The following is a 14986-nucleotide window of genomic DNA, read 5'->3' on the forward strand; positions in this document are numbered from 1 at the left end:
GGCGTCTCTCTCGCTTACTGCGCTGCCTGTCGATGTTTGCCTGGCTCTTCGTCTGCTCTGCGGTCATGGCCGCGGGCACGCAGGCGCGCGCGTCGCAGCGTCTCGTGGTCGGCGCGGTTCCCGGCATGGTCCCGCCGTTCGACATGGTGGATACCGCGACCAACCCGAACGCGGAGCCGCGCGGAATTTCGGTCGAGTTCTCGCAGGCGGTCGCGGGTTCGCTCGGCATGCAGCTCCAATGGCGGTTCTATCGCGATCGCGCGGCGCTGATCGGTGCGCTCACACTCGGCGAAATCGACTTGGCCACCGGCGCGACCGGAGAGGACGCCGGCCCTGCGCTCGCGCTTTCGCGCCCCTATATGCCAACGCAAATGGTGCTCGTCGAGCCGCTTCGAAAACGCGCGCCGACGTATCGCATCGCGTACGTGGATGCACAGACCTCGCAGGCGCGGCTTCAGGCCGCGTATCCGTCGATGGCGCCTGCTGCGTATTCCGGCACCGTCGCGGCGCTGCTGGCGGTATCGCTCGGTGAAGCCGACCTCTTCGTCGGGGACATGACCGCCGTCGCATACGCGATCGGGCACCTCGATCTTCCGGGACTCGTCATCGCCGGCGCCGCGCCCTTCGAAGAAGGCGGCTACAGCTTCGTGTTCGCGTCGGGGCGGCCCGGCGCCGGCGCCCTGCGCCAGCGTGTCGATGCCGCGCTGGCCTCGCTCCCGCCGCGTGTGATGATCGTCGCGCGGGCGCGCTGGGATGCCGCGATGACCGCGATATCCGCCGAACATCCGGTTCAACTGTCGCCCGCGGAGAAGGCGTGGGTCGCGACGCATCCGATCGTCTATTACTCGATGTTCGCGCACGCGCCGCCGCTGATCTTTCGCGACGCCCAGGGCGAGCCCGCCGGCCTCGTGCCCGATCTGCTCGCGGCGATATCGGGCGTTTCGGGGCTGCGCTTCGAAGGACGAATGCGCAAGGACGGCGCGCAGATAGACCGCGACCTTCAAAGCGGCGCGTCGGTGCTGCTGCCGTTCGGCATGGCGCGCAGTTACGCCGACCGCAACCTCGTGCCGACGGTGCCGTTCGGCGATGGGCTCATCGCCATCGTCACGCGGGCGGACGCCCCGCCGCTGCACGGCGCCGCCGCGCTCGCGGGCAAGCGCCTCGCGTTGCCATCGGAGTACCCGGCGCGGCTGCTGATGCGTCAGCTCGCGCCGACGACGCGCGTCGTCCAGACGAGCCTGCTCGAGGGGCAGTTGCAAGCCGTCGCGAACGGCCAGGCCGACGCGACGATCATGGACATGAAGCTCGCGAGCTATGCGATCGGCAATCCATATCGCGGCAAGCTTGCAATCAGCGGCGTGCTGTCGGCGAGGCCGTCCCCGCATGTGCTGCTCGTCGCCCGCGATCAGCCCGTGCTGCTCGGCATCCTGAACCGCGCGATCGCCGCGCTGCCGCCCTACGAACTGGAAGCGATCCACGCGCGCTGGAAACTCGATGAGCATCCCGAAGCATTGTGGGAGCGCCGGCTGCCTCAGATCGAGCTCGCTGCGTCGCTTGGCGGGGCGCTCGTGATCCTGCTCGCGGGATGGGCGGTGTCGCTGCGCGTGCAGATCACGCGCCGGATAGCCGCCGAAAACGCGATGCGCGCCGCGAAGGAGGAAGCCGAAACGGCGAACCGCGCCAAGTCGACTTTTCTCGCGACGATGAGCCATGAAATCCGCACGCCGATGAATGCCGTGCTGGGCCTGCTGGAACTCGAACTGCGCGCGCCGGGCGAAGCCGCCACGACGAAGCGCTCGCTCCAGACCGCGCATCACGCCGCGTGCGATCTGCTCGGCATGATCGACGATCTGCTCGATGTCGCGAAGATCGAAGCCGAGCGGCTCGTGCTCGTGGCCGCGCCGATGGATATCGAGGCGTGGATCGCGAGCGTCGCGTCGATCTACGAGCCGGCTGCGCGCGCGAAGGGCATCGCGCTCGTCGCGCAGCGTGACGGCGACGCCGGTCCCGCGTGGATATTGGCCGATGGACAGCGCTTGCGGCAGGTCGTCGGCAATTTGCTGTCGAACGCGATCAAGTTCACGGACCGCGGCGCGGTGACGCTCACCTACGCCGTCGCCCCGCCGCGCGAGGGCATGCGCGCGTTGACGCTCGCGGTGGCGGATACGGGCATCGGCATTCCGCCGGAACGGCAGGCGTCGCTCTTCACGCCGTTCGTGCAGGCCCACGACGGCGGCGCGCGGCACTTCGGCGGCACGGGGCTCGGGCTGACCATTTGCAAGCGGCTCGTCGAGATGATGGGCGGCAACATCGAGCTGTCGAGCGAGCCGGGGAAGGGCACGCGGTTCACCGTGCGCGTCGCGTTTCCGGCGGCGCAAGCGGAGCACGCCGAAACTATCGCGCCGCGCGAGGCGGTAACCGATGTGCACCGGGCGCTGGCAGGCGTGCGCGTGCTGATCGTCGACGATCATCCGGCGAACCGCATCGTCCTCGATGGACAAATCAGGCTCCTGGGCGGCGCGACGCATTGCGAAGCCGACGGGCGCAGCGCGCTGGCACGCTGGCGCAGCGAGCCGGGCGCGTTCGACGTGATCGTCACCGATTGCTCGATGCCGGGCATGAGCGGCGAAGAACTTGCGCAGGCGATCCGCACGGAAGAAGCGTCGCTTGCGCCGGAAGCGCGGAGGATGCCGATCATCGGGCTGACGGCGAATGCGCTGCCGGAGGCGGCGTCGCGGGCCGTGGCGGCGGGGATGACGATGTGCCTCGTCAAGCCGATTGCGCTCGACGAGTTGAAGGATGCGGTGTTGTCGGTCGCGGACGCGGGGGCCGGGCATGCGGTGGGGGACAGGCAAGATACGCAAGACACGCCGACACCACCGTCAACACCCCCGCACCGCGACCCCGTCTTCGATGAGGCCACGCTGGGCGCTTTCGGCGATCAGGCCGCTACGTTGATCGATACCCTGCGATCCGCCAACGCTCAGGACATCGACGACGCCCGCGCCGCGATGGACGCCTGCGACTATGCACTGCTGCGCGATATCGCGCATCGGATGAAAGGCGCGGCGGCGGTCATCGGCGCAACGCCCTTCATGCAGGCCTGCGTCGTGCTTCAGCGCAACTGCGAACGCGCCATCGACGAGGACCGCAACGGCGAAGACGACGCGAACATCGACGTGTCATTCGCAGCGTTCGCCCGCGAGGCCCGCGCACTTGAAGCAGCGCTGGATGCCGCAGTCGCACGCTTGTCGGTCTGAAGCGGGTGGCTCGCGCCTGCGCGATCGTGTGTTCTAATTGAACCACCGTTCGTCTCAAGAACTCGCGGCCGTGCGATAGCCGCGCATCCGCATGACCAATTTCATCGAGGCATGAATCGAAGCGACACATCCGTCTTTCAGCGCGGCGTTGATCGCCGCCGCCGCGCCGGTCGAGCGGCATCGTCGGCGGTCATTGCGCTTGTCGCGGTGTTCGGCGGCGGCACGGCTCGCGCGCAGCGGGCCGACTGGCTCGATGCGCGCGTCACGCAATCCACCATCGTCGATACGATCTGCGTGCCGGGCTATGTCGATCGCGTGCTGCCATCCTTCGAGGTGCAGATGCGCCAGAAGGACCGGCTGTTGAAACAGCGTGGCATCGATGCATCGTTCGGTTCGGAATATGCGCTCGATCACCGAATGCCGGTGATTCTCGGCGGCTCGCCGAACGCGGCCGCCAATCTCGATCTGCGGCGTTGGGAAGGCCGCGCCGGCCAGCGTCGCAAGGAACGGCTCGCGGTGTATCTCAAGCGCTGCGTCTGCACGGGCGACATTACGCTCAAGGCCGCCCAATCCGCGATGGCCGGGGATTGGCCGAATGCGTACCCGAATCTCTCCAGCATGTCGTGCAACGGACTCTGAGCCGCCCGCACTGCGGCGGAACGAAGCTTGCTTGAATCAGCTTCCGGTGGACGCGGCCAATGTTCATCGTTCGAAGCGGACGATCTTCGCGGTAGTCCGTCATCTGAAGGTCAAGCGGATCAATCAATGCAGCACGCAGGAAACAACAAGACGCCATTCGGCGCACGAGAAATCGGGGTTGCGGCGCTCGTGGTCTTGTGTCTGGTGACGGCGCAGGCAAAGGCGCAACAAGCGGCGCCGGCGCCGGCGACGGTCGCGCAAGGGCGCGTCGCGATGCCGCCCGCGCCTCCGCTGCCGCATGGCGCCAGCACGCCGCACGCAGCAAGCGCGCCGGCGCGCGCGCTTCCCGCGATGCCCGTGCCGATAGCGCCGCAAGCGGCTCCGGCGGCGTCGGCGGCATCGGCTGCATCGGCGGCGGAAGCTGCATCTGCTGCATCTGCCGCATCTGCGGCTTCAGCAGCCGAAGCGGCGTCGGCTGCCAGCGCCGCATCCGAAGCCGCCGCGCCGGAAGTGCCGCTTCCGCCCGAAGCGCCGGAACCTAACGCCGCGCAGCGATCGAGCCTCGCGCCCAAAGGCGCTTACGCGATGCGACAAACGTTCGCGCAGGAAGTCGATCGCCGGCTCACCATCCCGGCCGCCGATCAACAGGCCTATGGCCGCGCGCTCCAGCATGCGCTCGACGGAAACGGTCACGGCGATCTCGCGAACGAGTTCGTCGTGCTCGTCGATCGCGCGGAGAACGCGCAGGCGCTGTTCGTCTACTTCCGCGCGAAGCCGGGCGATGCGTGGTCGATGATCGGCGCATCGCCGGTATCGACGGGACGCCCCGGCTCATACGATCATTTCCTGACGCCGCTCGGCGTGTTCCAGCACGTGCCGGGCAACATGGACTTTCGCGCGGAAGGCACGCTCAACGAGTTCAAGATTCGCGGCTACGGGGCGCGCGACATGCGCATCTACGACTTCGGCTGGGCCGAGGGCGAACGCGGCTGGGGCAAGGGCGGCGTCTCGCCGATGCGCTTCCAGATGCACGCCACCGATCCCGAGAAGCTCGAGCCGGTGCTCGGCATGCGTCATTCGAAGGGTTGCGTGCGCATTCCGTCGACGCTCAACGCGTTCTTCGATCATCACGGCATCCTGGATGCGCAGTACGAAGCGCGCGCCGCCGAAGGGCAATCCATCTGGGTGCTGAAGCCCAATCGTCAGACGACGTCGTGGGCCGGCCATTATCTGGTCGTCATCGATACGGCGCGAAAGACGAGGCCGGCGTGGTCGCCCGGGCCGGGGAAAACCGCGCGCCAGCAGGTTCCGGCCGCAGCGAACAACGTGGATTGATCACTTCGATCTCGCGAGTAGCACGCCCGCCAGCGCGACGCCGAAGCCCGCAATCTGGATTGCGCCGAGCGTTTCACCGAACGCGACATAGCTTTCGATCGCCGCGAGCGGCGGCGCGAGAAACAGCAGGGCCGTCGCCCGCGATGCGTCGCCGCGCCGGACCATCCACACGAGCAGCGTCGTCGCGACGCCCGAGAGCATGACGATGCCCCACGCGAGCGAGAGCCACGTCGTCATGGAGGAAATGAAGCGGTGCTCGCCCAGCGATACGGCCAGCACCGCGGCGACGATCGCCGCGCCCGCGTTCTGCAACGCGCTCGCGCTGCGGATGTCCGCGTTCGCCAACGATGTCTTCTGATAGAGCGTGCCGGCCGTGATCGCGAAGACGGCGAAGACCGCGACCGTGATCACGAGCCATTGCGGCGCGGTATCGGCCGTATGCGCGGCGGATGAGGCGCTTCCTGCGAGCTTCGGCGCGAGCACCAGTGCGACGCCGAGCAGCCCGAGCGCGAGGCCGCTCCAGGCGCGCGCCGACAGTTTTTCGCCGAAAAGACGCGCGGCGAAAGCGGCGGTCAGAAGCGGCTGCAACGCGCCGAGCAGCGCCATCACGCCCGCGCCGAGGCCACGCGCGACGGCCCAGTAGCTCGCGCCGAGGTACACGCCTTGCAGCAGCGCACCCGCGACCATCTGGCGAAGGGCGTCGCGGCCCGTCGGCCAGCGCACTCGCGCGATGAGCGCCAGCACGACGAACAGGATGGCCGTCCCGGTAAAGCGTGCGAGCAGGTAGAGATTGGGATCGACGTAAGGCGTGATCGCCCGGGCGACGATGAAGCCGGTCGACCAGAGGAACACGAACACAGGCGCGGTGAGCAACGAGAACATGAGCGGCACTGGCGGAAAGCGGCGACGGAAACCGCGCAGTATCCGCGCTAGAGGGTCCTTCGTCTTGTTCAACCGTGCACAGCGTGTGTGCTATTCGATCGAGAAGGTGTCGAGCGGCTGATTCGCGCGGGCGTCGCTTTCGCTGGCGAAGCGCCTTGCCAGTTGCGCATGAAGGCGGCGCGCTTCGTCCAATGTGAGATCGATCCAGTACGGATCGCCGGCGGCGTCGTTGAGACGCTCGGGCGGAAATTGGATTTCGATCACCACGCCTTTCTTGTACATCGTGAGCCTCGTTCCGGTGCATGATTGCGAACCTGCGAGTCTAACGGACACTGGCTCGCGTATTGCGCACCGGGCGGAAATAGTGCGTTGCCAGCATTCAAGGCTTCGAACTTTCACACGGCTGTCATTGACGGGACATCGAGAAAAATCTATTCGGATGACGAAATAATATTTACCGATGCGCATTTGTTGCGCGCCGGGGAACCATCGCGCGTCTCGTCGTACCAAAAAAAATAAAAGTGGCGTAACCTAAGATGCAAACACTGGAGGTATCGATGACATCCGTCGACCTGGAATTCGACCAGCTCAACAGCACCGTCGATGCGCTGCGGCGCTCCATCTCGAACCGCCTGATGTACGGCGTCGGCAAAGATGCGGCGACCGCGCAGCCGCGCGACTGGCTGCATGCTGCGGAACTCGCGGTGCGTGACCGTCTGGTCGCCCGCTGGATGCGCACCACGCGGCAGCAGTACGAACAGGACGTCAAGCGCGTCTATTACCTGTCGATGGAGTTTCTCATCGGCAGGACTTTCACGAATGCGCTCCTCGCGCTCGGCATTCACGACGAAGTGCGCGATGCGCTCGCGTCGCTCGGCGTCGATCTGGCCACGCTGGAGGAACTGGAGCCCGACGCCGCGCTCGGCAATGGTGGCCTCGGGCGGCTCGCGGCCTGTTTCCTGGATTCGATGGCGACGGTCGGCGTGCCCGGCTTCGGCTATGGCATCCGTTACGAATACGGCATGTTCCGGCAGACGATCGTCGAGGGCAATCAGGTCGAAATGCCCGATTACTGGCTGCGCGCGGGCAATCCGTGGGAGTTTCCGCGGCCGGAAGTGGTCTACACCGTGCACTTCGGCGGACGCACCGTGCAACATGGCGATCGCACCGACTGGATCGATACCGAGCACGTGAACGCGATGGCCTACGACACGGTCATCCCCGGCTACGCGACGACCGCGACGAACACGCTGCGCCTCTGGTCGGCGCGCGCCACCGACGAATTCGATCTCTCCGCGTTCAATCAGGGCGACTATCGTCGCGCAGTGGAAGCGAAGAACACGTCGGAGCATGTGTCGCGTCTGCTCTATCCGGACGATTCGACTCAGGCCGGCCGCGAACTGCGGCTGCGTCAGGAATATTTCTTCGTCTCCGCGACGATGCAGGACCTGATTCGCCGCTATCAGCGCACGCATACGCATTTCGGGCGGCTCGCGGAAAAGGTCTCGGTGCATCTGAACGATACGCACCCCGTGCTTGCGATTCCCGAACTGATGCGTCTGCTCGTGGATACGCATCATGTGCCGTGGGACAAGGCATGGAAGCTCGTGCAGCAGATGTTCTCGTACACGAACCACACGCTGATGCCCGAGGCGCTCGAAACGTGGGACGTCGAAATGCTCGCGCGTCTGTTGCCGCGTCATCTCGAGATCATCTTCGAGATCAACGCGCAATTCCTCAAGCAGGTGACGGAGAAGTTCGGACGCGACGTCGAACTGATCCGCCGCATTTCGCTCGTCGATGAATTCGGCCAGCGCCGCGTGCGGATGGCGCATCTTGCGATCGTCGCGAGCCAGAAGGTGAACGGCGTCTCGAAGCTGCATTCGCAATTGATGGTGCAGAACATCTTCTCGGACTTCGCGCGCATGTATCCCGAGCGCTTCACCAACGTGACGAACGGCATCACGCCGCGCCGCTGGCTCGCGCAGGCGAGTCCGTCGTTGTCCTCGCTGATCGACAAGCGGCTCGGCACGCGCTGGCGCACCGATCTCTTCGAACTCGGCCGGCTGCGCGAATGGCGCGACGATCCCGAGTTCCGCAAGGCATTTCACGAAGCGAAGTTCGCGAACAAGCTGCGTCTCGTCGAACGCGCGAAACGCGATGCCAACGCGATCATCAATCCCGAAGCGCTTTTCGATCTTCAGGTGAAGCGCATCCACGAATACAAGCGGCAGTTGCTCAACATCCTGTATGTGATCGTGCGCTACAACCGCATCCGCGAGAATCCGGAGCAGGACTGGACGCCGCGCGTGGTGATGTTCGCGGGCAAGGCGGCGTCGGCGTACAAGATGGCGAAGAACATCATTAAGCTCATCAACGATGTCGCCAAGCGCATCAACGCGGACCCGCTCGTCGGCGACCGGCTGAAGATCGGCTTCATTCCGAACTATGGCGTGAGCGTGGCGGAACTCATCATTCCGGCGGCCGATCTGTCACAGCAAATCTCGATGGCCGGCACCGAAGCGTCCGGTACCGGCAACATGAAGCTCGCGCTGAACGGGGCGCTGACCATTGGCACGCTGGATGGCGCCAACATCGAGATATGCGACGCCGTCGGGCGCGAGAACATCTTCATCTTCGGCAACACGACGGACGAGATCGAATCGCTGCGCGCGGCGGGGTATCGGCCGCGGCAGATTTACGAGGAGAACGCGGAACTCAAGCTCGCGCTGGATCAGATCCGGCTCGGGCACTTCTCGCCGGAAGAGCCGCACCGCTTCTACGACATCTTCCACACGCTCGTGGATTGGGGCGATCACTACATGGTGCTCGCCGACTTCGCCAGCTTCGACAAGACGCAAAGCGAAGTCGACCTCAAGTTCCGCGACAAGGAAGCGTGGACGAAGAGCGCGATCGAAAACGTCGCGGGCATGGGCATATTCTCGTCCGACCGCACGATTGCGGAGTATGCGCGCGAAATCTGGCATGTCGAGCCGTTGAACCTGCGCTGACACCCGCTCGCCGCGCGCCCTGCATCACGCCTGCGGGCGCGCGGCGGCCGTCTGCGCGTGTTTCGCGACCGCTTCGCCGACGAGCGCGGCCACGCGGTCCGCGAATTCCTGATCCTTCGTGATGAGAACCTCGCGTTCTCCATCGGATGTCGACACCATCAACTGATAGATGACGTCCTGCGTGATCCACGACAAATAACCGACCACGGCGATCATCACGCCAAGGACGAGCGCCGCGCCGGCGCCGGTCGCGATACCCGCGCCGAGCGCCACGACGCCGATCACCGCGAGGCCGACCGGCAGCGGTTTTTTGCGCTCGATCTTCACGACCCGCGCGGCGCGCAGTTCGCGCAGCGGAATCATCTGGCCCGAAGCCGACAGGCCGGCGCGCGACAGGGTGACGCCGCGTTCGTTGAAGGGTGTATCCATAAGCTGATCGTTCCGAATGACGGCAGGGAAAACGCGGAGATTACCAGACGGCCGTCTTCGAGCGAATCGTCCGTTCCTTGCATATCGGAAAATCCCGATATATACTTCGCATCAAGACGATTCGGTACGCGCAGCTTCGCGTGCCGGCCGTCAGACGCACGAGCAACGAAATGGACATCGACGCAATTCACAAAGCCCTCGCCAACCCCCTTCGCCGCGAGATTCTCGAATGGCTGAAGGAGCCGGAACGGCATTTCCCTAATCAGGAAATGCCGATGTCGCACGGCGTCTGCGCGGGTCAGATCGATGGGCGCTGCGGCATGTCGCAGTCCACCGTTTCGGCGCATCTCGCGACTCTTCACAAAGCAGGGCTCGTCACCACCAAGCGCGTAGGGCAATGGGTGTTCTTCAAGCGCGACGAGGCGGTCATTCAGGCGTTCCGCGATTCCATGGAGAATCTCTGAACATCTGAAGCGCCTTCGAGGTGACAGCATCCTTACAACTTAATTAGGACACCTTCCGTTATGCCGACTCTTTTCGATCCGCTGAAAGTGGGCGCGCTGTCGCTCAAGAACCGCATCGTCATGGCGCCGCTCACGCGCCAGCGCGCAGGCGTCGAACGCGTGCCGAACGCACTCATGGCGCAGTACTACGCAGACCGCGCATCGGCGGGCCTGATCATCAGCGAGGCTACGTCGGTCACGCCGCAGGGTCTCGGTTATGCCGATACCCCCGGCATCTGGTCCGACGAACAAGTCGAAGGCTGGAAGCTCGTGACGAAGGCAGTCCACGACGCAGGCGGCCTGATCGTGCTGCAACTGTGGCACGTGGGCCGCATTTCCGATCCGGTCTTCCTCAATGGCGAGTTGCCCGTCGCGCCGAGCGCGATCGCAGCCGAAGGTCATGTGAGCCTCGTGCGTCCGCAGCGTCCTTATGCCACGCCGCGCGCACTCGAACTGGATGAAATCCCGGGCATCGTGGCCGCGTATCGCAAGGGCGCGGAAAACGCGAAGCGCGCGGGCTTCGATGGCGTCGAAGTGCACGGCGCGAACGGCTATCTGCTCGACCAGTTCCTGCAGGACAGCACCAACAAGCGCACCGATGCGTACGGCGGCCCGATCGAAAACCGCGCACGCCTGATGCTCGAAGTGACCGATGCGTGTATCGAAGTGTGGGGCGCTGATCGCGTCGGCATGCACCTCGCACCGCGCGCCGATTCCCACACGATGGGCGACAGCGATCGCGCCGCGACCTTCGGTTATGTCGCCCGCGAGCTGGGCAAGCGCAAGATCGCGTTCATCGCGGCGCGTGAGGCGGAAGGTCCGGACAGCCTCGGACCACAGTTGAAGAAGGCATTCGGCGGCGTTTATATCGCCAACGAGAAGTTCACGAAGCAAAGCGCCGAAGCGATCATCGCACGCGGCGACGCCGACGCGGTGGCATGGGGCAAGCCGTTCGTCGCCAATGCGGATCTCGTGCGCCGCCTCGAACTGGATGCCCAATGGAATGATCCGGACACGTCCACGTTCTATGCGCCCGGACCGGAAGGTTATACAGATTACCCGCTGCTAGAAACGGCGGAGTAAGGAAAAACAGCGGCTTCGGCCGCTGTTTTGTTTTGCGCGCAATTCGTTCGTCATCCGAATCAAAACAAGACCGCATATCGCAACGATTCCGCCTATATAAACGCGTATTGAAATTATCGAATTTCGGCTCTACCGCGCCCTGAAAGTAGTGTATTGATGACTTCCAGTCTGCCGAATGCGTCGCATAAGAATATGCGAAGGCATCCGCGCCAATACGCTCAAACCTTGCATGCCGGGTTCGTTTCATGAACGATCCAACGCATCTTCGACAATTCCTTGACACGCCAAGCCCGTCGGCACCGATGGCATCGCGTCTGTCAGCCCGCTCGTTTCCTTCGTTTCTTTCGTGCTCACGAGGCACGTAACGGTCGCGAGGATTCTCGCGTAAAGGAGTGCATATGTCGTGGCTTACGCAAACGCTGCGCGCTTACCCGGAAATCGCCATCTTTCTGTCACTGGGCATCGGGTACTGGGTCGGCGGCAAGTCCTTCAAGGGATTCAGTCTGGGGGCTGTAACGGCTACGCTGCTCGCGGCCATCGCGATCGGGCAACTGGGTATCACCATCTCACCGAACGTCAAGGCGGTCTTCTTCCTGATGTTCCTTTTTGCCGTGGGCTACGGCGTCGGTCCGCAATTCGTGCGCGGCATTGCAAAAGATGGCTTGCCGCAGGCGCTATTCTCGGTCATTCAATGCGTGCTTTGTCTTGCCGCGCCGTATGCCGCCGCGAAAATGGCCGGCTATGACATCGGATCGGCGGCGGGACTCTTCGCCGGATCGCAGACCATTTCAGCCTCGATGGGGCTCGCCACCGACGCCATCAACCGGCTCGGCCTGCCGCCCGACGAAACCAAGGCGCTGCTCGACGCGATGCCCACTGCCTATGCCGTCACGTACATCTACGGAACGATCGGCTCGGCGGTCATCCTCGCGATGCTCGGACCGAAGCTCTTGAACATCGATCTCGTCGCGGCTTGCAAGGACTACGAGAAGCAACTCGGCGGCGGAACGGCGGAACTGGACGGCGCGGGTTCGGGCTGGCATCAGTTCTCGTTGCGTGCGTATCGCGTGGCGGATCACGGGCAGGCCGTCGGCCTGACGGTCGGACAAGCGGAAGCGATGCTTCCCGGCGGCGCGCGGCTCTTCATCGAGCGCATCCGCCGCAATGGCGCGATCCAGGAAGCGAAGCTCGACGACGTGTTGCAGCCGGGCGATGTCGTCGCGGTCGTCGGGCGGCGCGAGCAACTCGTCGATCTGCTGGGCGGCGCGGCCACCGAAGTGGACGATGCGGAACTGCTGTCCGTGCCGGTCGAAGGCGTCGATATTTATCTGACCAACAAGCAGATCGAAGGCAGGACGCTCGCTGAACTTGCGCAGACGCCGGGCGCGCGTGGCGTGTTCATCCGCAAGATCAAGCGCGGCGCGACCGAAACGCCCATTCCCGTGCTGCCGAGCACGAAGCTGTATCGCGGCGACACGGTGACGATCGTCGGCCGCACGCAGGATACGACCGCCGTGGCGAACGCGGTCGGCGTCATCGACCGGACGAGCGATGTGGCCGACATGGCATTCGTCGGCCTCGCCATCACGCTGGGCGCGCTGATCGGCGCTGTCGTCATCCGCTTCGGCGCGATTCCGATCACGCTGTCGACGGCGGGCGGCGCGTTGATCGCAGGCATCGTGTTCGGCTGGCTGCGGGCAATCCACCCGACTTTCGGCCGCATTCCGTCACCGACGATCTGGTTCATGAACTCGGTCGGGCTGAATGTGTTCATCGCGGTGGTCGGCATCTCGGCGGGGCCGGGCTTCGTCGCGGGGCTGCAAAAGCTCGGAGTGAGCCTGTTTTTATGGGGCATTTTCGCGTCGTCGGTGCCGCTCATCATCGGCATGTACATCGCCAAGTACGTGTTCAAGTTCCATCCCGCGATCCTGCTCGGCATTTGCGCGGGCGCGCGCACGACGACCGCCGCGCTCGGAATGATCTGCGATGCCGCCAAGAGCCAGGTGCCGGGCCTCGGTTACACCGTGACCTATGCAGTCGGCAATACGCTGCTGACGATCTGGGGGATGGTCATGGTGATGCTTCTGACCTGAGGGCGGAGGGCTTCCGCTTCTCGTGTTTTCTTCCCGTTTGATTGCTCAATTGTGGGGGTGTTGGATGTCAAAGTCCTCTAAGTCCGGTTCCGACAATCGCGCCGCGATGGCCTCGCTCAGCCCGTTCGAACTCAAGGACGAACTCATCAAGGCGGCAGGCGGCGGCGTCGTGGAACGCCCGGCCAATGTCGCCATGCTCAACGCGGGGCGCGGCAATCCGAATTTCCTCGCGACGATCCCGCGTCACGGTTTCTGGCAACTCGGCCTCTTCGCGATGCGCGAGTCCGAGCGCTCGTTCGCCTATATGCCCGAAGGCATCGGCGGTTTTCCGAAGCACGAAGGGCTGGAAGAGCGCTTCGAGATTTTTGCGCGCGAGAACAAGGGCACGCCGGGCATCGATTTCCTGTTCGGCGCCGTTTCGTATGTGCGCGATCAGCTCGGCCTGAACGCCGGCGACTTTCTCTATGAGATGTGCGAGGGCATCCTGGCATCGAATTATCCGGTGCCCGACCGGATGCTTAAGCTATCCGAAGTAATCGTCGGGCAGTATCTGCGGCGTGAGATGATCGGCAAGCATCCGTTCGTCGGCGATTTCGACATCTTCGCAGTCGAAGGCGGCACGGCGGCGATGACGTATATCTTCAACACGATGCGCGAAAACTTCCTCATCAAGCCGGGCGATACCATCGCGCTCGGCGTGCCCATCTTCACGCCGTACATCGAGATTCCGCGTCTGAACGACTACAAGCTGGAAGTGGTGAATATCAACGCAGTGGTCGAGGAAGGCTGGCAATACTCGAAAGAGGAACTCGACAAGCTGCGCGATCCGAAGATCAAGGCGTTCTTTCTGGTGAACCCGAGCAATCCTCCGTCCGTGAAAATGGACGACGAAAGCCTCGCGTATATCGCGGAGATCGTCAAGGAAAGGCCCGACCTCATTCTCCTGACCGACGACGTGTACGGCACCTTCGCCGATGACTTCGTCTCGCTCTTCGCGCTGTGCCCGAAGAACACCATTCTCGTGTATTCGTATTCCAAGTATTTCGGCGCGACCGGCTGGCGGCTCGGCACCATTGCGACGCATCAGGAGAATGTCTTCGACGAGCAACTCGCCGCGCTGCCCGACGAGCAGAAAGCGATTCTCCATGAACGCTATGAATCGATCACGACGGAGCCTGACAAGCTCAAGTTCATCGACCGTCTCGTGGCGGACAGCCGCACGGTCGCGCTGAATCACACGGCGGGCCTGTCGACGCCGCAGCAAGTGCAGATGGTGCTGTTCTCGCTTTTCGCGCTGATGGACACGCGCGACGCGTACAAGAACGCGTTGAAGCGTCTCATCCGCAACCGCAAGCAGGCGCTGTATCGTGAGCTTGGCATTCCGCTCGAAGACGACGACAAGAATCTCGTCGATTACTACACCATTCTCGATGCCGAATATATCGGCGAGCGCATGCATGGACGCGAGTATGTCGAGTGGTTGTTGAAGAATACTCAGCCATCCGAAATGCTGTTCACGCTCGCGAAGGATGCGCGCGTCGTGTTGCTGCCGGGGCGCGGCTTCGGTACGCAGCATCCGTCGGGGCGCGTGTCGCTCGCCAACCTCAACGAGAGCGATTACATGCAGATCGGCCGCGCGATTCGCAAGATGATGAACGAGCGCCTCGCGCAGTACAAGGCGGAAACCGGCGGCAAGAAGGGCAAGTGAAGCGTGCCTGAACGAGAACGGGCCGCATGCGCGGCCCGTTTTT

The 14986-nt window shown here is 64.0% G+C and carries 11 protein-coding genes; 8 read left to right on the forward strand and 3 right to left on the reverse strand.

From position 1 onward, the window contains the following. The first annotated feature begins 32 nt into the window (after nt 1–32). The 3 genes from AB6804_RS22305 (at nt 33) to AB6804_RS22315 (ending at nt 5234) form a co-directional block, all read left to right on the forward strand. On the forward strand, nt 33–3260 hold the full coding sequence (locus AB6804_RS22305; RefSeq protein ID WP_370888323.1) for an ATP-binding protein: 3228 nt from the start codon (nt 33–35) through the stop codon (nt 3258–3260). Nucleotides 3261–3371: 111 nt separating this feature from the next. Then, nucleotides 3372–3899 carry a hypothetical protein gene (locus AB6804_RS22310; protein WP_370888324.1) on the forward strand — a complete coding sequence of 176 codons (528 nt, stop codon included), beginning with the start codon at nt 3372–3374 and terminating at the stop codon, nt 3897–3899. A gap of 126 nt (nt 3900–4025) precedes the next feature. Next, a complete protein-coding gene (locus AB6804_RS22315) occupies nt 4026–5234 on the forward strand; it encodes a L,D-transpeptidase (RefSeq protein ID WP_370888325.1) in 1209 nt (402 codons plus the stop codon). Here the strand turns inward: AB6804_RS22315 and AB6804_RS22320 are convergent, their stop codons facing one another. After that, a complete protein-coding gene (locus tag AB6804_RS22320) occupies nt 5235–6116 on the reverse strand; it encodes a DMT family transporter (protein WP_370888326.1) in 882 nt (293 codons plus the stop codon). Between the two features lie 90 nt (nt 6117–6206). Further along, nucleotides 6207–6398 carry a hypothetical protein gene (locus AB6804_RS22325; protein ID WP_035968909.1) on the reverse strand — a complete coding sequence of 64 codons (192 nt, stop codon included), beginning with the start codon at nt 6396–6398 and terminating at the stop codon, nt 6207–6209. A gap of 275 nt (nt 6399–6673) precedes the next feature. On the opposite strand from AB6804_RS22325, the gene AB6804_RS22330 reads away from it, so the two are divergent. Then, on the forward strand, nt 6674–9127 hold the full coding sequence (locus AB6804_RS22330) for a glycogen/starch/alpha-glucan phosphorylase (RefSeq protein ID WP_244795137.1): 2454 nt from the start codon (nt 6674–6676) through the stop codon (nt 9125–9127). A gap of 24 nt (nt 9128–9151) precedes the next feature. On the opposite strand, the gene AB6804_RS22335 is transcribed toward AB6804_RS22330, so the two are convergent. Then, complete coding sequence (locus tag AB6804_RS22335; RefSeq protein WP_035968910.1) at nt 9152–9556, reverse strand: DUF6232 family protein; 405 nt, start codon at nt 9554–9556, stop codon at nt 9152–9154. Nucleotides 9557–9726: 170 nt separating this feature from the next. Here AB6804_RS22335 and AB6804_RS22340 point away from each other — a divergent pair, with 170 nt between their 5' ends. From AB6804_RS22340 to AB6804_RS22355, 4 genes are all read left to right on the forward strand, one after another. Continuing rightward, nucleotides 9727–10020, forward strand: coding sequence for a helix-turn-helix transcriptional regulator (locus AB6804_RS22340; RefSeq protein WP_244795135.1), 294 nt, complete (start codon nt 9727–9729; stop codon nt 10018–10020). A gap of 60 nt (nt 10021–10080) precedes the next feature. Continuing rightward, nucleotides 10081–11142: an alkene reductase gene (locus AB6804_RS22345; protein WP_370888327.1), complete on the forward strand. Its 1062-nt coding sequence runs from the start codon at nt 10081–10083 to the stop codon at nt 11140–11142. A gap of 398 nt (nt 11143–11540) precedes the next feature. Next, nucleotides 11541–13235 (forward strand): aspartate-alanine antiporter, encoded by a 1695-nt coding sequence (gene aspT, locus AB6804_RS22350; RefSeq protein ID WP_370888328.1) that lies wholly within the window; start codon nt 11541–11543, stop codon nt 13233–13235. A 64-nt stretch (nt 13236–13299) separates the two neighbouring features. Then, complete coding sequence (locus AB6804_RS22355; protein WP_370888329.1) at nt 13300–14943, forward strand: bifunctional aspartate transaminase/aspartate 4-decarboxylase; 1644 nt, start codon at nt 13300–13302, stop codon at nt 14941–14943. Nucleotides 14944–14986 lie beyond the last annotated feature (43 nt).

This window comes from Caballeronia sp. RCC_10 (assembly GCF_041360715.1).
GTDB classification, from domain to species: Bacteria; Pseudomonadota; Gammaproteobacteria; order Burkholderiales; family Burkholderiaceae; genus Caballeronia; species Caballeronia grimmiae.

Coding starts and splice junctions, on each gene's coding strand:
- AB6804_RS22305 (WP_370888323.1), top strand. CDS start 33: ATGTTTGCCTGGCTCTTCGTCTGCTCTGCGGTCATGGCCGCGGGCACG.
- AB6804_RS22310 (WP_370888324.1), top strand. CDS start 3,372: ATGAATCGAAGCGACACATCCGTCTTTCAGCGCGGCGTTGATCGCCGC.
- AB6804_RS22315 (WP_370888325.1), top strand. CDS start 4,026: ATGCAGCACGCAGGAAACAACAAGACGCCATTCGGCGCACGAGAAATC.
- AB6804_RS22320 (WP_370888326.1), bottom strand. CDS start 6,116: ATGTTCTCGTTGCTCACCGCGCCTGTGTTCGTGTTCCTCTGGTCGACC.
- AB6804_RS22325 (WP_035968909.1), bottom strand. CDS start 6,398: ATGTACAAGAAAGGCGTGGTGATCGAAATCCAATTTCCGCCCGAGCGT.
- AB6804_RS22330 (WP_244795137.1), top strand. CDS start 6,674: ATGACATCCGTCGACCTGGAATTCGACCAGCTCAACAGCACCGTCGAT.
- AB6804_RS22335 (WP_035968910.1), bottom strand. CDS start 9,556: ATGGATACACCCTTCAACGAACGCGGCGTCACCCTGTCGCGCGCCGGC.
- AB6804_RS22340 (WP_244795135.1), top strand. CDS start 9,727: ATGGACATCGACGCAATTCACAAAGCCCTCGCCAACCCCCTTCGCCGC.
- AB6804_RS22345 (WP_370888327.1), top strand. CDS start 10,081: ATGCCGACTCTTTTCGATCCGCTGAAAGTGGGCGCGCTGTCGCTCAAG.
- aspT (WP_370888328.1), top strand. CDS start 11,541: ATGTCGTGGCTTACGCAAACGCTGCGCGCTTACCCGGAAATCGCCATC.
- AB6804_RS22355 (WP_370888329.1), top strand. CDS start 13,300: ATGTCAAAGTCCTCTAAGTCCGGTTCCGACAATCGCGCCGCGATGGCC.